The sequence below is a fragment of the Bartonella callosciuri genome (assembly GCF_014203215.1).
Lineage (GTDB): Bacteria > Pseudomonadota > Alphaproteobacteria > Rhizobiales > Rhizobiaceae > Bartonella > Bartonella callosciuri.
The window spans coordinates 184,177-209,205 of the sequence record NZ_JACHIM010000001.1 but is presented as its reverse complement, the minus strand read 5'-3'; the positions used below and the strand labels follow the sequence as shown (position 1 = coordinate 209,205).

At 37.2% G+C, this 25,029-nt stretch carries 20 protein-coding genes; 8 read left to right on the top strand and 12 right to left on the bottom strand.

Annotated elements, in window-relative coordinates:
* Window positions 1-24 precede the first annotated feature (24 nt).
* From sufC to HNQ69_RS00925, 4 genes are read left to right on the top strand one after another with little or no spacing between them, the layout of a single operon-like run.
* Window positions 25-780 (top strand): Fe-S cluster assembly ATPase SufC, encoded by a 756-nt coding sequence (sufC, locus tag HNQ69_RS00940; protein ID WP_183228242.1) that lies wholly within the window; start codon window positions 25-27, stop codon window positions 778-780.
* 11 nt (window positions 781-791) lie between these two features.
* On the top strand, window positions 792-2,060 hold the full coding sequence (gene sufD, locus HNQ69_RS00935) for a Fe-S cluster assembly protein SufD (protein ID WP_183228241.1): 1,269 nt from the start codon (window positions 792-794) through the stop codon (window positions 2,058-2,060).
* Between the two features lie 9 nt (window positions 2,061-2,069).
* Window positions 2,070-3,314 carry an aminotransferase class V-fold PLP-dependent enzyme gene (locus HNQ69_RS00930; protein ID WP_183228240.1) on the top strand — a complete coding sequence of 415 codons (1,245 nt, stop codon included), beginning with the start codon at window positions 2,070-2,072 and terminating at the stop codon, window positions 3,312-3,314.
* Window positions 3,307-3,708, top strand: coding sequence for an SUF system Fe-S cluster assembly protein (locus tag HNQ69_RS00925; RefSeq protein WP_183228239.1), 402 nt, complete (start codon window positions 3,307-3,309; stop codon window positions 3,706-3,708). Before HNQ69_RS00930 ends, HNQ69_RS00925 begins: the two co-directional genes overlap by 8 nt.
* Before the next feature lie 1,879 nt (window positions 3,709-5,587).
* Here HNQ69_RS00925 and rnr read toward each other — a convergent pair.
* Together rnr and topA are read right to left on the bottom strand one after the other, a co-directional pair.
* A complete protein-coding gene (gene rnr, locus HNQ69_RS00920) occupies window positions 5,588-7,897 on the bottom strand; it encodes a ribonuclease R (protein ID WP_183228238.1) in 2,310 nt (769 codons plus the stop codon).
* 3 nt (window positions 7,898-7,900) lie between these two features.
* On the bottom strand, window positions 7,901-10,489 hold the full coding sequence (topA, locus tag HNQ69_RS00915; protein ID WP_183228237.1) for a type I DNA topoisomerase: 2,589 nt from the start codon (window positions 10,487-10,489) through the stop codon (window positions 7,901-7,903).
* A gap of 246 nt (window positions 10,490-10,735) precedes the next feature.
* Here topA and HNQ69_RS00910 point away from each other — a divergent pair, with 246 nt between their 5' ends.
* The gene (locus tag HNQ69_RS00910) at window positions 10,736-10,942 is read left to right on the top strand and encodes a hypothetical protein (RefSeq protein ID WP_183228236.1); all 207 of its coding nucleotides are present in this window, start codon (window positions 10,736-10,738) and stop codon (window positions 10,940-10,942) included.
* Here the strand turns inward: HNQ69_RS00910 and dprA are convergent.
* The 4 genes from dprA to HNQ69_RS00890 are packed head-to-tail and all read right to left on the bottom strand — an operon-like array spanning window position 10,872 to window position 14,977.
* Window positions 10,872-12,092, bottom strand: coding sequence for a DNA-processing protein DprA (gene dprA, locus HNQ69_RS00905; protein ID WP_183228235.1), 1,221 nt, complete (start codon window positions 12,090-12,092; stop codon window positions 10,872-10,874). The genes HNQ69_RS00910 and dprA overlap by 71 nt on opposite strands.
* Window positions 12,082-12,702 carry a glycerol-3-phosphate 1-O-acyltransferase PlsY gene (plsY, locus tag HNQ69_RS00900; protein ID WP_183228234.1) on the bottom strand — a complete coding sequence of 207 codons (621 nt, stop codon included), beginning with the start codon at window positions 12,700-12,702 and terminating at the stop codon, window positions 12,082-12,084. The genes dprA and plsY overlap by 11 nt, the downstream gene beginning before the upstream one ends.
* Window positions 12,703-12,719: 17 nt before the next feature.
* Window positions 12,720-14,015 (bottom strand): dihydroorotase, encoded by a 1,296-nt coding sequence (locus HNQ69_RS00895; protein WP_183228233.1) that lies wholly within the window; start codon window positions 14,013-14,015, stop codon window positions 12,720-12,722.
* On the bottom strand, window positions 14,012-14,977 hold the full coding sequence (locus HNQ69_RS00890) for an aspartate carbamoyltransferase catalytic subunit (RefSeq protein WP_183228232.1): 966 nt from the start codon (window positions 14,975-14,977) through the stop codon (window positions 14,012-14,014). Before HNQ69_RS00890 ends, HNQ69_RS00895 begins: the two co-directional genes overlap by 4 nt.
* Window positions 14,978-15,118: 141 nt before the next feature.
* Here HNQ69_RS00890 and HNQ69_RS00885 point away from each other — a divergent pair, with 141 nt between their 5' ends.
* On the top strand, window positions 15,119-16,747 hold the full coding sequence (locus HNQ69_RS00885; protein ID WP_183228231.1) for an acyl-CoA dehydrogenase family protein: 1,629 nt from the start codon (window positions 15,119-15,121) through the stop codon (window positions 16,745-16,747).
* Here the strand turns inward: HNQ69_RS00885 and ruvX are convergent.
* Window positions 16,732-17,211, bottom strand: a complete 480-nt coding sequence (ruvX, locus tag HNQ69_RS00880; protein WP_183228230.1) for a Holliday junction resolvase RuvX — start codon at window positions 17,209-17,211, stop codon at window positions 16,732-16,734. The two genes, HNQ69_RS00885 and ruvX, sit on opposite strands and share 16 nt — an antisense overlap.
* Window positions 17,212-17,351: 140 nt before the next feature.
* On the opposite strand from ruvX, the gene gatC reads away from it, so the two are divergent.
* Both gatC and gatA read left to right on the top strand, forming a co-directional pair.
* Window positions 17,352-17,639, top strand: coding sequence for an Asp-tRNA(Asn)/Glu-tRNA(Gln) amidotransferase subunit GatC (gene gatC / locus HNQ69_RS00875; RefSeq protein WP_183228229.1), 288 nt, complete (start codon window positions 17,352-17,354; stop codon window positions 17,637-17,639).
* Window positions 17,640-17,670: 31 nt separating this feature from the next.
* Window positions 17,671-19,155, top strand: a complete 1,485-nt coding sequence (gene gatA / locus HNQ69_RS00870) for an Asp-tRNA(Asn)/Glu-tRNA(Gln) amidotransferase subunit GatA (RefSeq protein ID WP_183228228.1) — start codon at window positions 17,671-17,673, stop codon at window positions 19,153-19,155.
* A 695-nt stretch (window positions 19,156-19,850) separates the two neighbouring features.
* Here the strand turns inward: gatA and HNQ69_RS00865 are convergent.
* The 5 genes from HNQ69_RS00865 to HNQ69_RS00845 all read right to left on the bottom strand — a co-directional run bounded on the left by HNQ69_RS00865 (window position 19,851) and on the right by HNQ69_RS00845 (window position 24,731).
* Complete coding sequence (locus HNQ69_RS00865) at window positions 19,851-20,561, bottom strand: ABC transporter ATP-binding protein (protein ID WP_183228227.1); 711 nt, start codon at window positions 20,559-20,561, stop codon at window positions 19,851-19,853.
* Window positions 20,548-21,330: an ABC transporter ATP-binding protein gene (locus HNQ69_RS00860; RefSeq protein ID WP_183228226.1), complete on the bottom strand. Its 783-nt coding sequence runs from the start codon at window positions 21,328-21,330 to the stop codon at window positions 20,548-20,550. The genes HNQ69_RS00865 and HNQ69_RS00860 overlap by 14 nt, the downstream gene beginning before the upstream one ends.
* Window positions 21,327-22,385 carry a branched-chain amino acid ABC transporter permease gene (locus tag HNQ69_RS00855; RefSeq protein WP_183228225.1) on the bottom strand — a complete coding sequence of 353 codons (1,059 nt, stop codon included), beginning with the start codon at window positions 22,383-22,385 and terminating at the stop codon, window positions 21,327-21,329. Before HNQ69_RS00855 ends, HNQ69_RS00860 begins: the two co-directional genes overlap by 4 nt.
* Window positions 22,385-23,461, bottom strand: coding sequence for a branched-chain amino acid ABC transporter permease (locus HNQ69_RS00850; protein WP_183228224.1), 1,077 nt, complete (start codon window positions 23,459-23,461; stop codon window positions 22,385-22,387). The genes HNQ69_RS00855 and HNQ69_RS00850 overlap by 1 nt, the downstream gene beginning before the upstream one ends.
* 136 nt (window positions 23,462-23,597) lie before the next feature.
* Window positions 23,598-24,731 (bottom strand): ABC transporter substrate-binding protein, encoded by a 1,134-nt coding sequence (locus tag HNQ69_RS00845; RefSeq protein WP_183228223.1) that lies wholly within the window; start codon window positions 24,729-24,731, stop codon window positions 23,598-23,600.
* Window positions 24,732-25,029: the final 298 nt, after the last annotated feature.

Genomic DNA, 25,029 nt, shown 5'->3' with positions numbered 1-25,029 from the left:
AGTTAACCAGAGCAGGATTAAGTTATGTTAGAGATAAAAGATTTGCGTGCCCGTATTATTGGGACCGATACAGAAATTATTCGTGGTTTAAACTTGACTGTTCAAGATGGTGAAGTTGCTGCTATCATGGGACAAAATGGAGCTGGTAAGTCGACTTTATCTTATTTGCTTGCTGGTCGTGATGATTATGAAGTGATAGAAGGTGATATTCTTTATAATGGACAATCACTTTTAGAAATGGATCCAGCTGAACGTGCCGCGTACGGTGTTTTTCTTGCATTTCAATATCCAATGGAAATACCTGGGGTGGCAACGATGGAGTTTTTAAAAGTTGCGATGAATTCTCAGCGCAAAGCACGTGGTGATGAAGAGCTTAAAATTCCTGAATTTATAAAATGTGTTAAAGAAATTTCTTCAAAGCTTGAAATAGATATGGATATGCTAAAACGTCCTTTGAATGTAGGTTTTTCAGGTGGAGAAAAAAAACGCGCTGAAATTTTACAAATGGCGCTTCTTGAACCTAAACTTTGCATTTTAGATGAAACGGATTCTGGTTTAGATATTGATGCGCTAAAAATTGTTGCAGATGGTGTAAATAAACTTCGAGATTCAAAGCGTTCATTTTTAGTTATTACCCATTACCAACGCCTGCTTGATTATATCATTCCTGATACGGTACATGTTCTTTATAAAGGACGCATCATTAAAAGCGGAGATAAATCATTAGCGCTTTATTTAGAAGAAAATGGATATGCCGATCTTATTAATGAAGCGGCTTGAGGTCATTGAATATGTATGTGAATTCACAGCAAGAATTGTTAACGGTTGAAGAAGATATACTCAGTAATTTCAATCAATATATAAACAATTTACCTGGTGATAAGACTGTCCGGGCAGTCCGCAAAAAAGCTATTGAACTATTTGAAAAAACACGGCTTCCTTCGCGTAAAATCGAAAGTTGGCACTATACTAATTTACGCACATTATTGAAATCTATTAGTGATTTTTCAGAAGTAAACGATGGACAATCTGTTAATGCGTTATTTCCAGAGAGTACTGTTTTTTCTATTGCTAATGGAAAAACATTGACGCAGCCAAAGGTAGACAATATTAAAATAAAACGTCTTGCAGATGCCTTAAAAGAAAATTCTGTAAATATAGATCAAATCATGTCTGATAAAGATTTTATTGGACAATTAAATACAGCTTTTCTGACAGATGGTTGGCTTTTTCAAATTTCTGAAAATACAAAGTTAAATATTCCGATTGAATTACAAAATATTCAAATGGGGGGGCAATCTCATATTTTTTCAGACATAAAAGTTAATAAAAACAGTCAAGCTGTGTTTATTGAACGCCAGATTGGCAATGATAAAAATACTTTTGTTAGCTCGATATTTTCATTACATGTTGCTGCTTATAGTCATGTGACATGGATCATTATTCGGAATCGTGGCTTTAATTCTACGCAGTTTGGCCGATTTCGTGCTGTTCTTGCTCGAGGGGCAAAACTATCGCTTTATGTGATTAATGTAGGCAGTCAGCTTAATCGTCAGGAAATTGACGTTGCGTTACAAGGAGAAGAATCTAACTTTCAACTACGAGTCATAAATTTATTATCAGGACAAACACATAGCGATCTTATGATGATTGTTCGTCACGTTGAAGAAAAATCAACTTCAACCGAAATTATACGCAATGTGGTCACAGATAGGGCAGTTGGTGTTTTTCAAGGCATGATACGGGTTGCTAAAGAAGCTCAAAAAACAGATGCGCGTATGACCTGTAATAGTCTTATTCTTTCAGACGATGCAGAATTTGATGCAAAACCTGAATTAGAAATTTTTGCTGATGATGTTGCATGTGGTCATGGTGCAACAGTTACCAATATTAATCATGATTATCTTTTTTATCTCATGGCACGTGGTATTCCTTTTAAAACTGCTCGTGCACTTTTGATTAAAGGATTTGTTTCCGAGCTCATTGATGACATCAAGCAAGATAATATTCGAACTGTCTTGAAGAATATTATTGGCAAATGGTTAGAAAAAAATGTTTAAGGCAAAGAAATGGAAAGTGATGCATCAACATTGAGTTATAATGTAGAAAAAATTCGTTGTGATTTTCCTATTTTACAATATAATGTCTATGGCAAGCGGTTAGCTTATCTTGACAGTGGTGCATCTGCTCAAAAACCCCAGTCTGTGCTTGATGCGATAGATAATTTCTATCGATGCCGTTATGCAAATGTGCATCGAGGAATGCATTTCTTATCAAATGCAGCTACACAATCTTATGAGAATGCTCGCGAAACAGTTCGTAGTTTTTTAAATGCCCAAACAGCGGGGGAAATTGTTTTTACAAAAAGTGCAACGGAAGCTATTAATACTGTTGCTTACGGTTGGGGTATGTCCAAATTGAATGAAGGTGATGAAATTATTCTCACTATTATGGAACATCATTCAAATATTATTCCTTGGCATTTTATTCGTGAACGCAAAGGTGTGAGACTTGTTTTCGTACCAGTTGATGACAATGGCGTTTTACATATTGAAGATTTTGAAAAGGCCTTAAGTGATAAAACAAAACTCATTGCTATTACGCATATGTCGAACATATTGGGGACGATCCCTCCTGTCAAAGAGATTATCAAGTTAGCGCATCAAAATGCCATTCCTGTTCTTGTTGATGGTTCTCAGGGGGCTGTACATTTAACAATTGATGTGCAAAATCTTGATTGTGACTGGTACGTTTTTACGGGACATAAGCTTTATGGTCCTACAGGTATTGGCGTTCTTTATGGTAAAAAACATAGGTTAGAAGAAATGCATCCTTTTCAAGGGGGAGGGGAAATGATTGAGGATGTAACTGTTGATAAGGTTTTTTATAATGCTCCCCCCCATCGCTTTGAAGCGGGCACTCCTCCTATCGCTGAAGCTATTGGATTGGCAGCTGCTATTGATTATATGCAAAAAAAAGACAGAAATGCTATTCATGCTCATGAAGCAGCACTTTTATCTTATGCACATGAAAGGCTTGAAACGATTAAATCATTGCATATTTATGGTCGTTCTCCTCATAAAGGTGCTATTATATCGTTTGACATGGAAGGCATCCATGCGCATGATATAGCTATGTTTATTGATCGGCAAGGTGTTGCTATACGTGCAGGAACACATTGTGCGCAACCTTTATTACAACATTTTGGTTTAACATCTGCGTGTCGTGCCTCATTGGCTATGTACAATAATTATGAAGACATTGATCAGTTAGTAGAAGCATTAGAAAAAGCAAGGACATTTTTTAATGGCTAAAACAATTAAAGAGCATCATTCTATAGAATCTGTTGAAACTATAAGTGAAAATGAAGAATCTTATACATCAACAATTCCAGCAGATGAAATTGATCGTATGACGAATGATATTATTGCTGCTCTCAAAACAGTTTATGATCCGGAGATTCCTGCTGATATTTATGAGCTAGGATTGATTTATCGTATTGATATTGAAGATGATCGTTCAGTAAAAATTGAAATGACACTTACAGCACCAGGGTGTCCTGTTGCAGGTGAAATGCCAGGTTGGGTAGAAAATGCGGTAAGCGCAGTTGAAGGAGTTCTCAGTGTTGAAGTTACAATGACTTTTGATCCACCATGGACACCTGATTGTATGTCAGAAGAAGCACAAGTTGCTATCGGATGGTACTAAGATGTTATTCAAGCAGTCTAATCTCATTATTCATGAATGCATTTTTTTATTTTCTGTAAGCTTTTTATTTAAAAACGATCACATGAGTTTATAATAAAAAAAAGGAGAACTGACTTGGATTGAAAAAGAAAAACACCTAAAATTAAAAAAAATCTGTGTATTTTATTGTAAGATCTTGAAAAATTTTATCATGCTTTGCATCAAACGCCCGTTCGCGCTTAAAGCAGCTGAACGAAAGTTCCAGATAAGATGAAATGTATCTATTATATATAATATAGACAATGTATTGTATTTGAATATTATAAAGATGATTTAGAGTTTTGCATATGGTTAAGGCTTATAAAAGATAAGCCAATGTTATTTTATACATTGTTGGCAGAAAGTGCTGCGCTTTTTATATAGTTTGACTTTAATCAAACACATTATAGTTAAAACGCTATGCAATGAGTTGTTTGGCCACAACAGTTCTATTGCTTAATCTCATAGGACATAAAAAAGAGAAAAGGATAGTCTTTCTTATTATTTTAGTCTTTACAATCCCATAGTTTAGTTCATAAAAAGAATTCCTCAAAATTATATATTAATCAACTTGAATTATGTGATATAATAAAAAAGCCTATTCAAATCTAGGTAATAATCTAAGAGGCGCAGACCTTATTTTCAGGGTATGACGAGACAAAAAAGTGGATTTGAATTTGAATATGTTGCAAAAACAAGAATATTTTTATTAATTTTGTTTATAAAAAGTTCAGATTAAGCATACTTTAAGAAAAACTTTGTTTTTATAAGTGATGCTTTGCATTTCATTGTTTTGATATCATTCTCTCTAGCCACCGCATGCATCATCACGCATAAAATAAGTGATAAAATACGATTTTATTTGTTATATAAATATCTAGAATAGTTACAAACCATTACACATACTGAAAATCTTTCTCAACGAGAGTTTTTTTTAATGCTATAGATTTTGTCAGTTTATTTTTGTATCTATTAAAATTTTGCTAAAGGATGTTACGGTATAAATTCTAAAAAATCTATATTGATACTACAACCTATAAATACAACTAATACTCTATCTTTTAAAGGTTTTTAGAATTTTGATAGTTCCTATTTTTATGAATTTTCTACAAAAGTGAGTAGGCAAAAAATTAAAGTGATTTGATATATAAAGCTTTCTTTCAACACAGCTTTTGAAAGGTATCATTTTGCCTTATGATATAATTTAAAAAGACAGTCTAAAAAAGTCTTTTCTATTGAAGTACCGGATTTCTTAAAAATCTAAAAACACTCCAAATTAAAAAGTTGTAAAGTTTCGAATTCTTTTTTAGCATATCACATGATAGGTAATTCTTTTAACAAGACAATGATAGGCTGTAGCTTTAAATCAATATTCAAAAGAAATGGAGTTCATATGCTTTAATTTTATTTCTTATCGTTAACTTCTAATTCAGAGAGGCTTCCAATAATTTTTCTTGGTTATGAAAAGTAAAATAAGTTGGTTTTCATGCCTAAATCCTGTTCCAATGATATTCCTCTGGCTGTAATAGCTATAACCATTATATGAAAAGAATTAATTTAAGTTTTTTTATCATAAAGATGTCTTAATTATGCTTTTTTTCATTCGGCTGATGAAAAATTGATTTGGAACGAAAAAATATAAATTTATCCTTTGGAGCTTTTCTGATTGATTTAAGATAGGAATTTTTTTAGATTTTTATATAGTTGTTATTGATCAAAAATAAAGATATAATTTTATATAATTAAAATGTTTATTCTATATCGATATAATATAATAATTATATTATATTTTATATATTAATTTAAAATTATCTATAAATTGTTTTTTTATTATTAATATTTATTTAAAGAGACAAAAATATTAATTTATTTTTATATTACTATTATTTTTATTTAACATTTTTTTGATTCCATAAAAAGCATGTTTTCGTTTTTTTGCTATAAATCTGCTTTTATGGTAAGATGTAGAAGAATGAGCTATTGGACGAGGCTCTGTGAGTAGCTCAAGGGATAAAGTGCCAGCAAAAGGCTGTACGGTTATAAGCTTTACCTCTACTTTATCACTTAGTTGATAACCTTTATGGCTACGCTTTCCTACAAGAATATGTTGTAGTTCATCAAAATGATAATAATCATTTTTAAGTGTAGAAATATGGACAAAACCATCTGTATTGAGTTTGTCGAGCGAGATAAAAAGACCTGCTTTTGTAACTCCAGAAACGCGGCCTGTAAAAATACAACCAATTTTGTTGGTTAAATAGTGTGCGACAAGCCGGTCAACGGTCTCTCTTTCAGCCATCATTGCACGACGTTCATATAAGGAGATTTGCGTGGCGATTTCTGCAAGATTTTGTTCTTGTGTCTCTGTTAATTGATCATTCCCTAATTTTAGAGCTTTAATAAGTGCGCGATGAATAATAAGATCAGCATAACGACGGATTGGTGAGGTAAAATGTGTATAGTTGTGTAGGTTCAAACCAAAATGACCAATATTTTTAGGATTATATTCAGCCTGAGATTGCGCGCGCAAAATAACCTGATTGACCAACTCTTGTTGTTGGGTATTCATGAATTTTGCCAAAATGCCATTAAGGCGTGCTGAGGTAAGCTCTGCACCTCGAGAGAGTGATATCCCCAGACTTTGAAGAAAACTTCGCAGTACTTCCTGTTTTACAAGAGAGGGTTTATCATGAATACGATATATGAGGGGCTGATGATGTTCTTTTAATGTTTCAGAAGCTGCAATATTCGCTTGTATCATGAACTCTTCAATTAAACGATGTGCTTCTAAGTGTGGTTCACTCACAATATCTTTAATGCATCCATTTTGATTAAGAATAATCTTTTTTTCTGCTATTTCTAGTTCTAGTGGTTGTCGACGATCCCGTGCGATTTTCAAGCATCCATAAGCTCCCCATAAGGGTTGCAAGATGCTCTCAAACAGGGGAGCCGTTTTTTTATTTGTGTTTCCTTCAATTGCCAACTGTACTTCTTGATAAGTGAGTTTTGCTACCACACGCATCATAATACGATGAAAACTATGTTTTCGTTTGTTACCATGTGCATCAAAGACCATACGAACCGCTAAAGCTGGTCTTTCTTTTCCCTCACGCAGAGAACATAAATTATTAGAAATGCGTTCTGGTAGCATTGGCACAACGTGATCAGGAAAATAAACAGAATTCCCTCGTTTCAATGCTTCTTTGTCTAAAGCACTTCCTGTTTTGATATAGTAAGAAACATCTGCAATTGCGACGATAATAACCCAACCACCGCTGTTTGTAGGGTCTTTATCCTTTGTTGCATAAACGGCATCATCATGGTCTTTGGCATCTGGTGGATCAATTGTAACAAGCGGTAATTGCCGCCAATCTTCGCGATTATCTATGCTGGCAGTTTTTATATTTTTCACTTGTTTAAGAACATCTTCAGGAAAAATATAAGGAATCCCTTTTGAAAGAAGAGCAATCATTGACAATGTTTTTTCACTCTCAATATGTCCTAAAACATTTTTTATTTGTGCGCTTTTCAGTCCATAATCAGTATTTTTTTTAATTTCGACTTCAACAAGATCGCCAGATTCTATCTTCATTTCTAGGGATGTTTCAACAATCAATTCGTCCGTTTGGCGATCTATAGGGACAAGTCGCCACTGGCCAGTCTCTAATTTTCGTACAATACCAAATGTACTCTTCGGAGTTATATCAATTTTACGAATAATTCGTCCTGTATAAGGAGAGCTTTGAGGCGTTTTATTTCGAAAAATTTTTACAAGAATATGATCTCCAACACCAATGCCTGCTCCTTTTATGCGATGAAAAGGGCGTATTTCAATTTTTGGTTTCTGCTCACCTTCCCACACAAGAGGCTGTGCAATAAAACTGCCGACTTCATCGCGCCCAGTAATTTTGACTAAAGTAACCGGTGGTAATTTTCCTTTTTTTATTACCCTTTTACGTTTTTTTGATAAGAGGTCTTCATCCTTCAACTCACGTAATATATCTTTTAACCAGATACGAGCATTGCTTTTTAAGTTAAAAGCTTTGGCAATTTCACGTTTATTTGACAGATCAGGATTCTCATGAATAAAGGAAAGAATTTCTGCTTTTTTGGGCAGCTGTCCCATATTAAGTGATTGGAAATATTTTATTTCTTTTTTGCTTTTAGCCAAAATTTATATCTCTTTTCTTTTGGAAGGAGCTCTTTTTGTGGTTACTTTTTTTCTGGAAGCTTGACCTGTTACCTTTTTACGAGATGCTTTAGCTGATATAAGTTCTAATGCTTCTGCAAGTGTTACACTAATTGGTTCTTGATCTTTTGGCAATGTTGCATTAATTTTGCCCCAATTAACATAGGGACCATAACGACCATTACGGACAGTGACAGCTCCTCCATCGGGGTGGTCTCCTAAGGTTGCAAGTGCTGCAGATACTGTTCTGCTTCGTGTAGTTTTACTTTCTTGTTTTTCGGCAAGTACTGTAACAGCACGGTTTATACCAATATAAAAAACTTCATTTGGATCAAGAAGGGGAGCAGACTTACCATCATGGGTAAGGTAGGGGCCATAGCGTCCAATGGTGGCTGTAATTATTTTTCCTGTTTCAGGATGAGTGCCAATTTCACGGGGCAGGGAAAGGAGGGCAAAGGCTTGATCAAGAGTTATGTTTTCCGCATGCCATTCTTTTGGTATTCCTACGCGTTTGGCTTCTTTGCTTTCACCAAGTTGAATATAGGGTCCAAAACGACCATTGCGACGAGAGATATCTTTTCCTGTTTTAGGATCGACACCAAGAATCACAGGTTCATCATTGCGCATGGCTTCACTCTCTTCTCCTGTGTCTGTGCCAAGTTGGCGTGTATATTTGCAGTCTGGATAATTGGAACAGCCAACAAATGCACCATAACGCCCTAGCTTTAATGATAACTGGCCGTTTGTACAAAGAGGACAGGAACGGACATCACTTCCATCTTCACGTGCAGGAAAGATGAGAGGTGCTAATGCAACGTTTAAAACGTCAAGAACATTGGTTATACGCAGTTCTTTGATGTTGGTAATAGATGCGTTAAATTCATCCCAAAAATCACGCATCACATCTTTCCAAGAAAGTTTTCCATCCGATATAAGATCCAGTTTTTCCTCAAGATCTGCTGTGAAACCATATTCTACATAGTGACTAAAGAAATTTTCAAGAAAAGCCGTAACGATGCGTCCTTTAGCATCAGGAATAAACTTTCGTTTATCAATGACAATATATCCACGATCGCATAGTGTGGACAATGTAGATGCATAGGTTGAAGGCCGACCAATTCCTAACTCTTCAAGCTTTTTAATTAAGGAAGCTTCAGAATAACGAGGAGGTGGTTCTGTGGTATGTTGTGTAGCTTCAACTTTTTCTTTTGTAAGCGCTTCATCAGTGTTTATTTGCGGCAAATGTATTGTTTCATTTTCTTCGTTGTTTTCTTCTTCTCGTTGATCAATGTAGACAGAAATAAAGCCATCAAAACGGATAACAGAACCTGTTGCACGTAGATTTGCATGGTTTTCTCCTTGTAGCGCTTCAATTTCAACAGTTGTGCGCTCAATTTCAGCAGAACGCATTTGACTAGCAATAGCACGCTTCCATATCAGCTCATAGAGCTTTGCTTGATCATTGTCGAGAAAATTGCGGACTTGATTGGGAGTGCGTTGAAAATCTGTTGGGCGGATAGCTTCATGTGCTTCCTGCGCGTTCTTTGCTTTTGTTGAATAAAAACGTGGTTTTTCAGGAATATAGTTATTGCCAAAGGTTTCATGAATTACTTTTCGTGCTGAATCAATGGCCTCAGAAGCTATTTGCACGCCATCTGTACGCATATAGGTAATAAGTCCTGCCATTTCACCATTAATTTCAACACCTTCATAAAGCTTTTGAGCAATTTGCATGGTACGAGAGGCTGAAAATCCTAATTTTGAAGAAGCTGCTTGCTGTAAAGTAGATGTTGTAAAAGGAGGAGAAGGATTCCTCTTTGTAGGCTTTGCTTCAACACTAACTGTACGATATTTTGCTTCCTCCAACATAAGGCGAATTTGATCTGCTTGTTCTTGCGATTGAATGTCAAGTTTGCCAATCTTTTTATGATTAAAAACTGTTAATCTGGCTTGGAAAACATCATTTCGGATGGTTTTTAAATTTGCTGTAATAGACCAATAATCTTCTTTGATAAAATGTTCTATTTCTGATTCACGGTCACAAATAATACGCAAAGCAACGGATTGAACGCGACCAGCCGAACGTGCACCAGGAAGTTTGCGCCATAAAACAGGTGAGAGTGTAAAACCAACGAGATAATCAAGAGCGCGACGTGCAAGGTAGGCATCCACGAGAGATGTATCAATATCACGTGGATTGTTCATAGCATCAAGTACAGACTTTTTGGTAATGGCATTGAACACAACGCGTTTTACAGGTTTGTCTTTTAAAACTTTTTTTTGACGAAGGACATCCAAAATGTGCCATGAAATGGCTTCTCCTTCACGATCAGGGTCCGTTGCTAAGATGAGGCTATCGGCTTCTTTAACTGCTTTTGCTATTTCATTTAAACGCTTAGCATCGGCAGAATCTATCTCCCATTTCATAGAAAAATCTTGATCGGGTAAAACAGAGCCATCTTTTGCAGGCAAATCACGAACATGTCCAAATGATGCCACGACCTTATATTGAGATCCAAGATATTTATTAATTGTTTTTGCTTTTGCTGGAGATTCAACGATAACAATATTCATAATTTTACCCGAATGTTGAAATAAAAACGCTTTTATAAACTCCTTTCACGAGAATAGCTAATGGCAATTGGTTAAGAGTATATAAAAAACATTAATATTGTACAACTTGTGATTGTTATTATTAAAATAAACCCTATATGGAATTACACGGTTTATTTTCCACTGTTAATACGAAAACATACGTCAAAATACTTAAGATAACATCTATTGAGAGGTAGGAGGGGAAATGCTCAAGGATAGAGAATTATGTTTATAAATCATTTAAACGTTATCCAATATATTACAGATATGTCAAAACAAATGAATCAGATGGCGCGTCAGGCAGAAAGTCCACTTTTAGCCTTGCTTTTGGATATGGTCGCTAAAGAAGGGCAAAGCATTATTAATAGTGCTGAGGCTCTTGGGGACGATCCAAACTCGACAATGACACATAACCACCAGCGTGTCGAATAAGCTTTCCAGCAAGCTCGAGTTCCACCAACAAGAGGTAGAGCTTTTGTAGGGAAACGCCTGAATGGATGCTGAGTGTGTCTAAATCTATCGGAGTTGTTGAGAGAGCGGAGAGAACAGCCATACGTTCTGCATCGTCTCCAAGGGAAAGAGGGTTGCTGTTTTTTGTATCAGCTGCACTCAGACTATCCTCTTCAAATTGTAGAGAGACCGGTCCTTCCTCTTCGAAAAAATTGAGTTGGGAATTTGTGGTCGTCGCGGTTAATGGTGTAAGCGTTTCTATGATATCAGAAGGATGTGTGGTGAGCAGGGCACCATCCTTGATGAGGTTGTTTGTACCAACGGACCTTGGATCAAGTGGAGAGCCGGGGATGGCAAAAGTCAATCGTCCCATTTCAGCAGCTTGACGTGCGGTAATTAAGGATCCTGATCGCAGCGCAGCCTCTACAACTAAGAGACCAAGTGATAGCCCTGCAATAATACGGTTTCTTCTCGGAAAGTCGATAGCACGGGGTTTCCAAGAAATGGGCATTTCGCTGATAATTGCTCCACCGTTACTGATAATATCTTCATGCAGTTTTTTGTTTTCAGGAGGATAAACGTGATCAATTCCACCAGCCATTACTGCGACAGTGCCTGTTAACAAGCTTGCTTGATGCACAATGCTATCAATCCCACGAGCGAGTCCAGAAATTGTTATAAAGCCAGCATCACCAAGAAAATGAGCAAATTGAGCCGCAAGTTTTTTACCAGCCGCTGAAGCATTTCGAGATCCCACAATTCCAACAGAAGGTTTCTGGAAAACTGAAACATTGCCTTTTATGGCAATAAGTGGCGGTGAGGATTCCATGATCTTGAGAAAGGCTGGATAATCGGGTTCTCCTATTCCGATAAAGCGAATACCTAACTTTTCGGCTTCTTGCATTTCTCTTTCAGCATCTTCTATCGTCGTTATTCGAATAGAGGTAGAAAGACCGCCTTTTCTACTAAGTTCAGGAAGTGCTGCTAAAGCGTTTTCTGCTGTTTTGTAATGGTCAATGAGATTGCGAAAACTCACTGCTCCAATATTTTCGCTACGCAACAACCGTAACCAGTTCAGACGTTGACGATCAGTGAGCAGAATTCCTTTATTTATCCCCGTTTTAAGTACCAATCTTTCTTTCTTTCCCAACTAATAATCTACCAATATTTGCGTAATGTTTTACAATTACCAAGAAGCTCATCGCAATCAGCATAAATTGCACATAGAGATAAGGATAGGAAAAGTAAACAAATATCGGAGTGATAACAACAGCAATGAGTGCGGATAATGAAGAATACCGTGTAAGAAGAAAAAGCGCTATCCATACAACCATGAAAACAATTGCTGCCGGCCAATAAAATCCTAAGCATACACCTAGATAGGTAGCAACACCTTTACCGCCTTTAAATTTAAGCCATATGGGAAAAAGATGCCCCAAGAAGGCAAAAAAACCAGCTAAAAAGATAATGATACTATTTTCTATCGGGTAAATTAAAAATTTTATAACAAGAACAGCAACAGTTCCTTTTAATATATCGCAAAGAAGTGTAAGAGCAGCAATTTTTTTATTTCCTGTTCGTAAAACATTTGTAGCTCCAATATTTCCAGAACCAATTGTTCTCACATCGCCAAGTTTGGCTAATCGCGTAAAAAGCAAGCCAAATGGGATAGAACCCATAAGATAAGAGATCAGAAAAATAAACCATGGTGTGAACTGAAAAAGTGTTTCAATTTCATTCATTAAATATCTCATTCAATTTATTGATCAAGTTTAAAAATTGATTGTCCTTTAACAAAAGTTTGAACAACACGTCCTTCAAAGCGTGCCTTCTCAAAGGGTGTATTTTTTGAACGTGAATAAAGCTTTTCTTTAGAGACAATCCATGGTTCCTCAAGATCAACTAAAATAAGGTCTGCAGGAGCACCTTTTTTGAGTGTTCCGGCATTAAGTCCAAAGAGTTTTGCAGGTGCTGTTGACAAAAGTTCAGTTAATCGTAGAAGAGATATGGTTTCATTATGATAAAGCCGTAAAGCCGCACTCAATAAGGTTTCCATACCAATGGCGCCTGCAGCTGCGTCATTAAATGGTAAATGTTTTGTATCAATACTCTGAGGATCATGGGAAGAGACGATAATATCTACTGTTCCATCTTTTATTGCTTCAACCATTGCTACACGATCTTCTTCTGCACGCAATGGAGGCATGAAACGGAAAAAGGTATGATATTCACCAATGTCATTTTCATTAAGAGACAAGTGATTAATGGATACACCGGCTGAAATCTTCGAATGACGTTGCTTACCTAAGCGAAGTGCGTCAACAGAGAGTGCTGTTGATATTTGTGCAGCATGATAGCGTGTTTGTGTTAATGCAGCTAAGCGTAAGTCTCTTTCAAGCGGGATGACTTCTGCTTCACGGGGGATCCCAGAAAGACCAAGCCAACTCGCTCGTAGTCCTTCATTCATAACACCTTTTCCTGTGAGGTCTTTATCTTGTGTTTCGTGTATCAATGGAATATCAAAGTCGCGGGCATAAGTCATTGCACGCCGCATAACAGACGAACTTTGAAGCGTTTTTTTTCCTTCACTAAAAGCAACTACTCCTGCATCCTTCAGCAAGCCCAATTCTGTTATTTCTTGTCCGTTAAAACCTTGCGTAATCGCAGCAACGGGATAAATATTAACCGATGACATTTCTTGGGCTGTGCGTACAATGAATTTAACAAGCGCTACATTATCAATGACGGGATTCGTGTCTGGCATTATAAGGAAGGAAGTAATACCACCCGCTGCTGCAGATTGGCTTGCTGATGCAATTGTTTCACAGCATTCATTTCCTGGTTCTCCAACAAAGACACGGGCATCAACCAGTCCAGGGAGAATTGCTTTGTTTTGTGCATTAATAATCTCTGCCCCTTCGGGGATTCCTTGGTTCAGGGCTTCGTTTCCAGCAACTGTAATCCGTCCATTTTCAATAATGACTATCCCTATTTCATCCATTGTGCGGGAGGGGTCAATAATACGAGCATTTTGAAAGACAATTGGCTTTGTCATTTTTTTTCTCCACTTGCTTTAAGGCGTGAATCCAATAAAGCCTCCATGACAGCCATACGCACAGCAATCCCCATTTCTACTTGTGTATGAATCATACTTTGTGGTCCATCTGCTATGTCAGATGCGATTTCTATACCACGGTTTATTGGGCCAGGATGTAGAATAATGCAATCGTTTTTGGCGTAAGCCAAATTTTCTTTATGTAAGCCGAAATAATGAAAATATTCACGAATGGAGGGAATAAAAGAACCTGTCATACGTTCATGTTGTAAACGTAGCATCATAATGACATCAGCATCTTTAAGTCCTTCTTTCATCGTGTTAAAAACCTCAACGCTCATATCGGCAATTCCTGTGGGTAAGAGTGTAGAAGGAGCGACAGCACGAACTCGGGCTCCCAAAGTATTGAGACTGATGATATTAGAACGCGCAACACGTGAATGTAAAATATCTCCACAAATTGCAACAGTTAACCCTTGAATCCGGCCTTTTGCTCTTTTAATGGTCAGAGCGTCTAGTAATGCCTGTGTTGGATGTTCATGGGCACCATCACCTGCATTAATGACACAACAAGCAACTTTTTGTGCTAACAAAGCAGCTGCTCCTGCACTACTATGGCGAATGACGAGTAGATCTGGTTTCATCGCATTAAGGGTTGTGGCTGTATCAATTAATGTCTCTCCTTTTTTTACAGATGAATTGTCAATAGCCATACTCATCACGTTTGCTCCTAGTCGTTTACCGGCTAACTCGAAAGACGATTGTGTACGCGTGGAAGCTTCAAAGAAGAGATTAATTTGAGTACGCCCATATAATACAGATTTTGTTTTATCAACTTTTTCAGAAAGGATAACATTTGCCTCTGCACGATCAAGCAATATCGTTAGATCTTGTACACTCAAACCTTTAATACCTAAAAGATGTTGGTGGGGGAAAAGGGGGAAAAAAGTATTTTGAGTCATAGTATTCTTTTCTATCTCTCGCTAAACAAATTAAGCAAGCATTTGGTTGAATATGATATTGGTTGAATATGATAAATGTTTTTTAACTGCAAAAAGACAAATAGTCTATGATATGAATAATTTGAATAATGGAATATGCTTATGAGTGCTGTATCTGCGCAAAATAACCGCCGAAAAAATGCGTTTCTTAGTGATACGCTTATGTTTCGTATTGCTTCTACTTTGCCTAAGTTTTTACTCGCAAGTTTTGAAGAAATAGGAGATTTTGTAGCGAGTCCTGAAGCATGGGAGCTTTCTTCTTTGGCGAATCGTCATCAACCAGTCTTGCTTTATAACGACAACTGGGGGCAGCCAATAGAAAAATTAGAGATACATTCCTCTTATCAAGCTCTTCAACAATATTCTAGACAGGCAGGTTTGGTCACTTCTCTTTGGGAAAATACCCCTTCGGAAAACGGAGTACGCTATCAAGCGCGTGCTATTCGCTTGGCTTTATCTGCTGGTTTGGAAACAGGGCATTTGAATGAGGTTATTACAACAAGTGCAGCTATTGCAGCTTTAATTAGTGATGTTGAGCTCTTCAGAAAATGGCAAAATGTGCTCTTATCACGTCAATATGATGTATCGTCCAAGCCTGTTAATAGCAAAAAAGCGGCTTCACTTACCTGTGCTTTTGATGATGTTGAACAACGCGAAAAATACTCTTTCAATTCTCCAAGTGTTAGGAAAGTTTCTTTTGATGAAAAAATGGGACGTGATCTCTATCGTTTAAATGTTGTAAAAACCAATGTTATTAATCCTATAGTGGATGGATATCTTGTTAGTGCAGAGTTAGATGGTCATTTAAGCTGTTTTCTAGTCCCACGTCTCCAAGAAAATGGTGCCTTTAATGGTACTATATCAATTCGTCATTTAGTGCAGCGTTCTGGAGAATCTGTAACGCCGGAGGGTGTTGTTGATTTCCAGGGGAGTTATGGTTGGCTCTTAGGAAATATTGGAGAAGGACTTAAAGTCATTAAAGATATCGAAACAATGATGCGTTTTGATCAATCTGTTATATCAGCAGGTGTTCTAAGGTCTGCGCTTCAATTTGGTATAGATTTTTTTCGGCAAAAAACGCCAGATCAGCCTTTACCACCACTGACAGAACGTATTTTTGCAGACATTGCGCTAGATGTTTCTGCCGCACAAGCATTGGTTTTGCGTTTAGCGCAGGCATTTGATAATGCTGCAAGTGATCGCTCTGAAGCTGCTTTTGCACGAATCATGACACCTATTATTGCTTATCATGTGAGCCAATTAGTTGTGCCTATTATTGGTGAAATTATTGCACAGCTTGGTATCGAAAGTTTTATAGAGGGCAATCCATTATCGCAAATGCTAAACAATGGGCCTGCACGTATTGTGAGAAATATTTCTGCTAATCAATTGGTAAAGGATGCAATTCTTATCGCTGAAAAAGCACCGGGACTGTTTCAGAAATTGTTAGAAAAAATTGCTTTTGATATTGGGCCAGCAGGGCCACGGACAATTGAAATTATTAAATCTGCTGTAGAAATGGCATTGGCGAATGAGGGAGCAGGAAGATTTTTTGTGGAACAAGTGGCGTATGCAGCAGCAGCAGCAGCATTACGCTCTACAGATATAGAGCATGTTACAAATGCCTATATGGAAAGCAGGCTTGGGGGACAATGGAGATCTTCCTACGGAATGCTTATTGCACGATATAATGCAGGACATTTGTTAAATATTCTTTATCCTTCTATATGATGAAGATTTTGAATTCTGTTGAGAGCGCCTTGCAATATAAAAGCGGCAGCAGCCGAATCAATGCGGATTGCTTTTTTAGCGCGTGATACATTCATTTCTAAAAGGGAGCGTTCCGCAGCAATTGTTGATAGGCGTTCATCCCAAAAAATAAATGGAATTTTTGTATATGCTTTCATATTACTGACAAAAGTTTTGGTTGCTTGAGCACGAGGGCCGTTACTCCCGTTCATATTAAGAGGTAGGCCAATGACAATAGCTCCCACGTTTTCATGATCAAAGATTTTCATAAGTTTGTGAACATCTTCCATAAATTTTTTTCGTTGAAGGACAGGACGCGGATTTGACAGAGTTAGTCCCAGGTCAGAAACCGCAATTCCGATAGTTTTTGTGCCCAAATCTAAACCTGCTATTGTTTGCCCAGGCAAGAGATGTGACATAACTTCATTTATGTTAATAATGGCCATGGGGTTTGTAATTTAGCTCTTTTAGTGTTGTAGGTTAACCGTTATATATTTTATTTGTTTATCAATATTCTTGCACTTGCAAACGTAGCCTTGTATAGCCGATAAATAAATACCAAAATAAAAAAGCAGAAAGGTATAGTATGTCTGTTGATCAAGAAACAGTCAAGCGGGTAGCACATTTAGCGCGTATTGCTGTCCATGACGATGAAGCAGAACGTATAACAAAAGAACTCAATGTCATTTTAGGTTTTGTGGAACAATTGAGTGAAGTTGATGTCAGTTGTGTTGAACCATTAACGTCAGTGGTGCCAATGACTTTACGAATGCGTGAAGATAAGGTCACAGATGGTGATAAAGCAGCAGATATTGTAGCAAATGCGCCTATTACAGAAGAAGATTTTTTTCTGGTCGCAAAAGTCGTTGAGTAACTTTTTAGATTTTAAAAACTTGAGAACCAATATGACTGATTTAACAATCTTCACACTTGCACAAGCCCGTGATGCCTTAGTAAAAAAAGAATTCAAAGCGACTGAATTAACGGAAGCTTATTTAAAAGCAATTGAATTGGCTAATCCAACTTTGAATGCGTATGTGACAATAACAGCAGAACAAGCAAGAAAAATGGCTGCTGAATCAGATAGCCGTTTGGCTAGAGGGCAGGGTAAAGCTTTAGAGGGAATTCCATTGGGAATTAAGGATCTTTTTGCGACGCATGGTGTTCATACGCAAGCCTGTTCACATATCCTTGATGGTTTTAAACCGCATTATGAATCAACAGTAACCGCTAATTTATGGCAAGATGGAGCTGTTATGTTAGGTAAACTTAACATGGATGAGTTTGCTATGGGATCCTCTAACGAAACGTCATATTATGGTCCAGTTATGAATCCATGGCGAAAAAAAGATTCCAATGAAAAACTCGTTCCAGGTGGTTCTTCGGGTGGTTCTGCAGCCGCTGTTGCAGCGCGGATTTGTGCTGGTGCAACGGCGACGGATACAGGCGGCTCAATACGTCAGCCAGCAGCATTTACTGGTACAGTAGGAATTAAACCAACTTATGGACGTTGTTCACGGTGGGGCGTTATAGCTTTTGCCTCATCACTTGATCAAGCAGGACCTATTGCTAGAGATGTTCGTGATTGTGCCATTTTGCTTAAATCAATGGCTTCCTTTGATGAAAAAGATTCTACTTCTGTGAATTTGCCAGTGCCTGACTATGAGAGTTATCTTGGTCAATCAATCAAAGGAATGAAGATTGGTATTCCAAAAGAGTACCATATGGAAGGGATGTCTTCTGAAATTATCGAGCTCTGGCAAAAAGGAATAAATTGGCTAAAAGATGCAGGTGCTGAAATAAAGGATATTTCATTGCCTCATACAAAATATGCTTTGCCTGCTTACTATATTGTAGCTCCTGCAGAAGCGTCTTCTAACTTAGCACGTTATGATGGCGTTCGTTTTGGTCTCCGTGTTCCGGGAAAAGACGTCATTGAAATGTATGAAAATACGCGTGCAGTTGGTTTTGGTGATGAGGTTAAACGGCGTATTTTGGTTGGCACTTATGTTCTCTCATCAGGTTATTATGATAATTATTATTTGAAAGCCCAAAAAGTACGAACATTAGTGAAACGTGATTTTGATCAATGTTTTGCTTCTGGCATTGATGCTATCCTCACACCTGCAACGCCAAATCCCGCTTTTGGAATCGCTGATGAAAAAATAAAAAATGATGCTGTAGCAATGTATCTCAATGACATATTCACTGTACCAGTGAATATGGCTGGTTTACCAGGAATTTCTATTCCTGCGGGTCTTACAACAAGTGGTTTACCGCTAGGATTGCAATTGATTGGCAAGCCTTTTGCCGAAGAAGTTATTTTTCAAATAGCGTATATTATAGAACAAGCGGTCGGGACATTTAGTGCAGAGAGATGGTGGGCATGATTATGAAAAGCACGGCTTTTTATAAAAAAAATCATTTTTAAAAGCATTATTCTTCCTTAACTTAGCAAGAGACTAATTTATAAAAATCATTTACCTTTTCGCAACTTGAATAAAAGTTCTGCAGACAAATAGGGTCTCTTATTTTAAATTTGTCCATGTGCATGAGAAAAAAACATTCGCTTGCGGATTACAAGAGCAGTCACTGCATTGGGAGCTAGCAAATTCAATGTACGCTGCATTATAATTTTTTATTTTATTCCATATAGATTGGAAGAATTGATCGAACTTTTTTAAAAAATAACAATAATGCTAAATTTCATCTCTATAAGTGTAAAGATAGTGGTGCACAAGAGTTTTTGGTTTTATCTTTCACAGGCTCCATCGTGAGATAGAATTGAACGAAATGAAAGATGGTTCTTAAACAGAAGTACAAACGCGCTGCCAATAGCTTACCATTATTGCACAGCGCGTGTGTTTCCATTAAAGAACTGAACAAATGAAATTATGAGATGAAGCTATGAAAAGACTGAACACTTGTTTCCATCTTTACGTCTTTATAATTCTTCTATAATCAGGCTGTATGCTTACTTTATAGATCAGCGAAACAGAGATATGCAATATTCTTTCCCTAATATGGAAAAATATTTTTGGAAGGGTGAGCTATTTTGAATTCCCAAACCTTGCGTTATAGTTCTTTAACCGCCAATATATGCTTCTTTAACACGTGGATCAGAAAGCATAGCTTTACCCTCACCATGAAATAAGAGACGCCCTACCTCTAGAATATAGGCATAGTCAGCAATGGAAAGTGCTGCAAAAGCGTTTTGTTCAATAAGTAGAACAGTTTTTCCCATATCATTAATTTTTCGGATAATGGAAAAAATTTCTCGAACAAGAAGTGGCGCTAAACCCAGAGAGGGTTCATCTAATATTACCATCTCAGGATTACTCATGAGTGCGCGGCCCACAGAAAGCATTTGCTGCTCACCACCTGACATTGTTCCCCCCAACTGTTTTGCTCTTTCACGTAAGCGTGGAAAAAGTTCAAATATCCATTCAATATCACGAGTAATCCCCGACTTATCGTGACGGATATAAGCACCTAAATGAAGATTTTCTAAAACAGTGAGATGAGGCATAATGCGCCGTCCTTCAGGACTGAGAGCAATACCTAATCGTAAAATTTCTTCCGGTGATTTTTTAATAATTGATTTGCCTTTATACGTAATCTCTCCACAAACAGATCGATTCAGTCCTGTAATAGAGCGTACAATGCTACTTTTTCCTGCTCCATTAGCCCCGATTAAAGTGACTATACTTCCCTTTTTTATAGAGATAGACAGATTTTGGATAGCCTTAATGGCACCATAATGAACGTGAAGATTTTTAATTTCAAGAATATTCATAGAAATCTCCGCCAAGATAAGCTTCAATCACTCTAGGGTTATTACGAATTTCGTCTGGTGTGCCATTGGCAATGCAACAGCCATATTCCATTACCCAAATATATTGGCAAAGACCCATAACAACTTTCATATCGTGCTCGATAAGAAGAATTGTAAGATCAAAATCTTTTTGCACTTTTGCTATGAATTTTCTAAGATCTTCACTCTCCTGTGGATTCATACCAGCAACAGGTTCGTCAAGAAGGAGTAATTTTGGCTTTGTTGCGAGTGCGCGCGCGATTTCTAAACGTCTTTGCACTCCATAGGGCAGAGCCGTTGCCGATTGATTGGCAAGGTGATCAAGTTGTAGCCGCTCAAGAAGTTCCATTGAATTTTGATGGATTTCTTTTTTCTCTTTCACAGCTTTTGGCAAAAACAGAGCTGAAGAAAACCATGGGTGTTTTTGACGGACATGAGCCCCCACCATAACATTTTGCAAAACCGTTAACCCTGAAAAAAGGCGAATATTTTGAAATGTTCGTGCAATATGACGTCTACAAATAATATAAGGAGGAAAACCAGAAACTTTTTGCCCATCAAAAAGAATGGTTCCACTGGTGGGAGCATAAAATCCGGAAATCATATTAAAAACAGTTGTTTTTCCAGCACCATTAGGACCAATTAATCCAGTAATTGTTCCTCGTTTTATAGTCATATTGATGTTATTTACAGCAATCAATCCGCCAAAACGCATCACAATATCATTGAGTGAAAGAAGGGTATCATTCATAGCTTTCCCTCGCTATTAGAAAGCTTCTGACGCGTCAAAAAATTGTAAATCCCATTCCACGAGAATTCACGTTGCCCTAACAAACCTTTTCTCCAAAATAGGATAATTACGAGCAATAAAAGAGAAAAAATAACCATACGGAGTCCTGGTGTTTCTGGAATATGCATAAAACCTAAGTCCCATGGACTTTCAATAATACGCAGCCACTCAAGCATAACTGTAATAATAATACTCCCAATAATACTCCCTGTAATTGAACCAAGACCACCCGCAACAACAACCATCAAAATATTAAAAGTTAGAAGGAAGTTAAACATTTTTGGGTCGATTGTTGAAATAAGAGCAGCCATCAATGCTCCTCCGATACCTGCAAAAAATGCCCCAACAGTAAAAGAAAAGCTACGATAGAAAAAAGCGTTCACTCCCATTGTTTTCGCGGCAATTTCATCATCACGAATAGCACGCAACACATTACCAGTATTGCTTCGTAGTAAAAGAACAATAAAGATAACTGTAAATGCTAACCAACCATAGTTCCACCATAATGTCGCATTTTGAGGTATCCCTTTGATTCCTAAAGAACCATTTGTTAAGGATGTAGTGTTCGTAATGACAATACGAATGATTTCTGCAAACCCTAATGTTGCAATTCCAAGATAATCACCCCCAAGACGTAAGATAGGCAGAGCAATCAATAAACCAACAACTGCAGCACACAGACCACTTACAACAACAGCCACAAAAAAAGGTAATTGCAGATGATTTAACGGTTCAGCTATAGGTTCGAGGATCCACATCATTTCTTTTTGTTCAGGGGAAAGGAGTAAAATCGCACAGACATAAGCACCAATGGCCATGAAGCCAGCATGTCCAAGAGAAAACATACCTGTAAAACCATAAATCAAATTAAGAGAAATTGCCAAGATCGCATTGATAGCAATCAGGTTGATAACACGGAGTGTGTAATCATTAAAATGGTTATCAGCATAAAATAAAAAACCGATAAGAATTAAAATGCTGATACAGGATAGAAAAACTGTTACTGATTTTGCCATTAGATTTTCTCCTGGTTTTTTTTGCCCATTAGCCCGGTGGGCATTAGCAATAAAATCAGAATTAATAAAATAAAAGCGAAAGCATCTCGATATCCAGAGAGAGCAGGAAAAAATGCAATAATCATAACTTCAATAAACCCTAGTAACAATCCTCCTAACATTGCTCCTGGAATTGAACCAATCCCTCCAATAACGGCAGCGATAAATGCTTTGAGGCCAGGAAGAACACCCATATAAGGATGAATTTGAGGATAGCGTAAAGACCACATAATGCCCGCTATAGCAGCCAACGCTGAACCCACGCCAAATGTAGATGCAATAACTTTATTGACAGAAACTCCCATCAAACGCGTGGTTTCAATATCATATGAGATTGCACGCATAGCAAGTCCAGGTTTTGTCTTATGGATAATCCAAAGCAGTAAAACAATAAGAATAAACGAAACAGTGGGAACAATCAGAGACATAGGAGCAATTCTAATCAATCCATCGGAGTTTTCCCGCAAATGCCATAAAATTGGAGTTACAATAAAATCGGGTTGTTTCACACCTTTTGGAACACCACTGAAGAGTACAGTAGCAAGATTTTCAATAAAAAAAGAAACTCCTATTGCACCGATGAGCGCTGAGATGCGCGGAGCATGACGCAGAGGTTTATAAGCAAACTGATCAACAGTAATTCCTACTGCACTTGTGATAAAAATTGAAAAACAAAGGGCTAGTACCCAAATTGGTGTAAAGTTTTGTGGAGCAATTTTAACATAATAAATCAATCCTAAAAAAAGAATAAAAAAAACAGCAATCCAAAAAGTTGGAGGGCGTTTTTTGAATCCTATAAACACCAAATAATAAATAAGAACAGCCAGGAACAAAAGAAGAATCGCAGCCCAAGCAGGTATAAAGCTAATTGTGGAAAAAAAAACAAAATATGCTCCTAGCATAAAGATATCACCGTGAGCAAAATTAATGAGTCTCAATATACCATAGACCATTGTGTAACCAATAGCGATAAGCCCATAAAGAGATCCCAATGCCAGTGCATTAAAAAAATACTGGATGAACATTTCAGTGCTCATCTCTCGTCCTTCCACATTTATTAATCATACAGGATAAATTTATTAATCATACAGGATAAAATAAGGAGATTCAGATTTCGGTTAAGAAGAAATCTTAACCAATTCTTGTATTTAGATTAGCAAAAATTACGACTTTCTAAAAAGCGGGTTTAACGTTATCTAAATAGACACGTTTTCCATCTTTTATTTGAATTACACCAATAGGAATTTTAGGGTTATGATTTTCGTCCATAGACATATCACCAAAGGGTGTTTGAAAATCTTTTAACTTATTAAGTGCGGTAGTAATCTTTTCACGATCAGCACTGCCAGCGTTTTCGATAGCTTTCATGAACATCATATAACTCGTATATCCCAAAACAGAATTGATGTTTGGCTCCTGATCAGGATAAGTTGCTCTCCATTCATCTGTAAACTCCTGTGCAGCTGCTGACATATTCGGCATACTTTCACTGTAGGGAAGTGTTGTATGTAAAAAGCCTTCTGCAGCTTTTCCTGCAATTTTAACGGTTTCTGGATTATCCATAGCATCCCCACCCATAATTTGAAACTTTGCACCTAGTTCACGCGCTTGTTTCATAATAATAGCGCCTTCAGAAAAATAGGATGGAATAAACAAAATATCAGGTTTTTGTGCGATAATTTGTGTGAGAACAGCTGAAAAATCCTGATCCCCAGAATTATAGTTGAAATTTGAGACAACCTCACCACCTAGTTTTTTAAAAGCACGCGTGAAATAATTTGCGAGACCGATTGCGTAATCGCTGGATATATCCTTGAGTACAGCTGCTTTTTTTACGTGTAAATTTTGAATTGCATAAATTGCGATTCCTTTACCTTGATAGGAATCAATGAAGCAAGGGCGAAAATAATATTTTTTTCCCTGTGTAACAAGCGGGTTTGTTGAGGAAGTTGCAACAGTTGGAGTCTTTTCCTTTTCCGATATTTCTCCACCAGCTAACGAGAGTGAAGAACCATAACTACCGATGATTCCATTAACTTTTTCACGGGCAGTTAAACGCATAACAGCATTAGCAGCTTCTACTTTATCAGACTTGTTATCGATAATGATAAGCTCCACTTTACGCCCCAATATTTCTGGGATTTTTTTATGTGCTAATTCTATGCCTCTAAGTTCAAGCTGACCTCCAAATGCATTTTGACCACTTAATGGAAGGTAAACGCCAATTTTGATAGGTTCATCTGCATGGACATTCGCAACAAATGCCATGATAGCTGCAAGCGTAGTAAAGATTTTTTTTAATTGCATTGCGCACTTTCTCTCATCTAGTTGTGGTTTCTCTACCTTATCTTGAACTTCTTTATCATGCAAGTTTCACATCAATGAAAAAATGAAAATCATTGTGTAAAAATTTTATATTAACTTTTTTTGTGAAGCAGCTGTTGTAAGATACGTGAGGCATACTCAAACAACTGTGTATGTAAATATTCGTGTTAATATTAACATAGGAGGTACGACAATATGGGGAAATCTTATCTTCAGGCTTGCGCGTTGATGCAAGAGCAATGTCTACTTAGCATAGAGAATCAATATCGTATAATTTAGA

What these genes read in the sequence shown, in the direction of transcription:
- HNQ69_RS00885 (WP_183228231.1), top strand. Translation starts at nt 15,119, where the DNA reads ATGAGTGCTGTATCTGCGCAAAATAACCGCCGAAAAAATGCGTTTCTT.
- HNQ69_RS00865 (WP_183228227.1), bottom strand. Translation starts at nt 20,561, where the DNA reads ATGAATATTCTTGAAATTAAAAATCTTCACGTTCATTATGGTGCCATT.
- ruvX (WP_183228230.1), bottom strand. Translation starts at nt 17,211, where the DNA reads ATGGCCATTATTAACATAAATGAAGTTATGTCACATCTCTTGCCTGGG.
- HNQ69_RS00850 (WP_183228224.1), bottom strand. Translation starts at nt 23,461, where the DNA reads ATGAGCACTGAAATGTTCATCCAGTATTTTTTTAATGCACTGGCATTG.
- HNQ69_RS00910 (WP_183228236.1), top strand. Translation starts at nt 10,736, where the DNA reads ATGTTTATAAATCATTTAAACGTTATCCAATATATTACAGATATGTCA.
- plsY (WP_183228234.1), bottom strand. Translation starts at nt 12,702, where the DNA reads ATGAATGAAATTGAAACACTTTTTCAGTTCACACCATGGTTTATTTTT.
- HNQ69_RS00890 (WP_183228232.1), bottom strand. Translation starts at nt 14,977, where the DNA reads ATGACTCAAAATACTTTTTTCCCCCTTTTCCCCCACCAACATCTTTTA.
- HNQ69_RS00845 (WP_183228223.1), bottom strand. Translation starts at nt 24,731, where the DNA reads ATGCAATTAAAAAAAATCTTTACTACGCTTGCAGCTATCATGGCATTT.
- HNQ69_RS00925 (WP_183228239.1), top strand. Translation starts at nt 3,307, where the DNA reads ATGGCTAAAACAATTAAAGAGCATCATTCTATAGAATCTGTTGAAACT.
- sufD (WP_183228241.1), top strand. Translation starts at nt 792, where the DNA reads ATGTATGTGAATTCACAGCAAGAATTGTTAACGGTTGAAGAAGATATA.
- HNQ69_RS00930 (WP_183228240.1), top strand. Translation starts at nt 2,070, where the DNA reads ATGGAAAGTGATGCATCAACATTGAGTTATAATGTAGAAAAAATTCGT.
- sufC (WP_183228242.1), top strand. Translation starts at nt 25, where the DNA reads ATGTTAGAGATAAAAGATTTGCGTGCCCGTATTATTGGGACCGATACA.
- HNQ69_RS00860 (WP_183228226.1), bottom strand. Translation starts at nt 21,330, where the DNA reads ATGAATGATACCCTTCTTTCACTCAATGATATTGTGATGCGTTTTGGC.
- topA (WP_183228237.1), bottom strand. Translation starts at nt 10,489, where the DNA reads ATGAATATTGTTATCGTTGAATCTCCAGCAAAAGCAAAAACAATTAAT.
- HNQ69_RS00855 (WP_183228225.1), bottom strand. Translation starts at nt 22,385, where the DNA reads ATGGCAAAATCAGTAACAGTTTTTCTATCCTGTATCAGCATTTTAATT.
- gatA (WP_183228228.1), top strand. Translation starts at nt 17,671, where the DNA reads ATGACTGATTTAACAATCTTCACACTTGCACAAGCCCGTGATGCCTTA.
- gatC (WP_183228229.1), top strand. Translation starts at nt 17,352, where the DNA reads ATGTCTGTTGATCAAGAAACAGTCAAGCGGGTAGCACATTTAGCGCGT.
- HNQ69_RS00895 (WP_183228233.1), bottom strand. Translation starts at nt 14,015, where the DNA reads ATGACAAAGCCAATTGTCTTTCAAAATGCTCGTATTATTGACCCCTCC.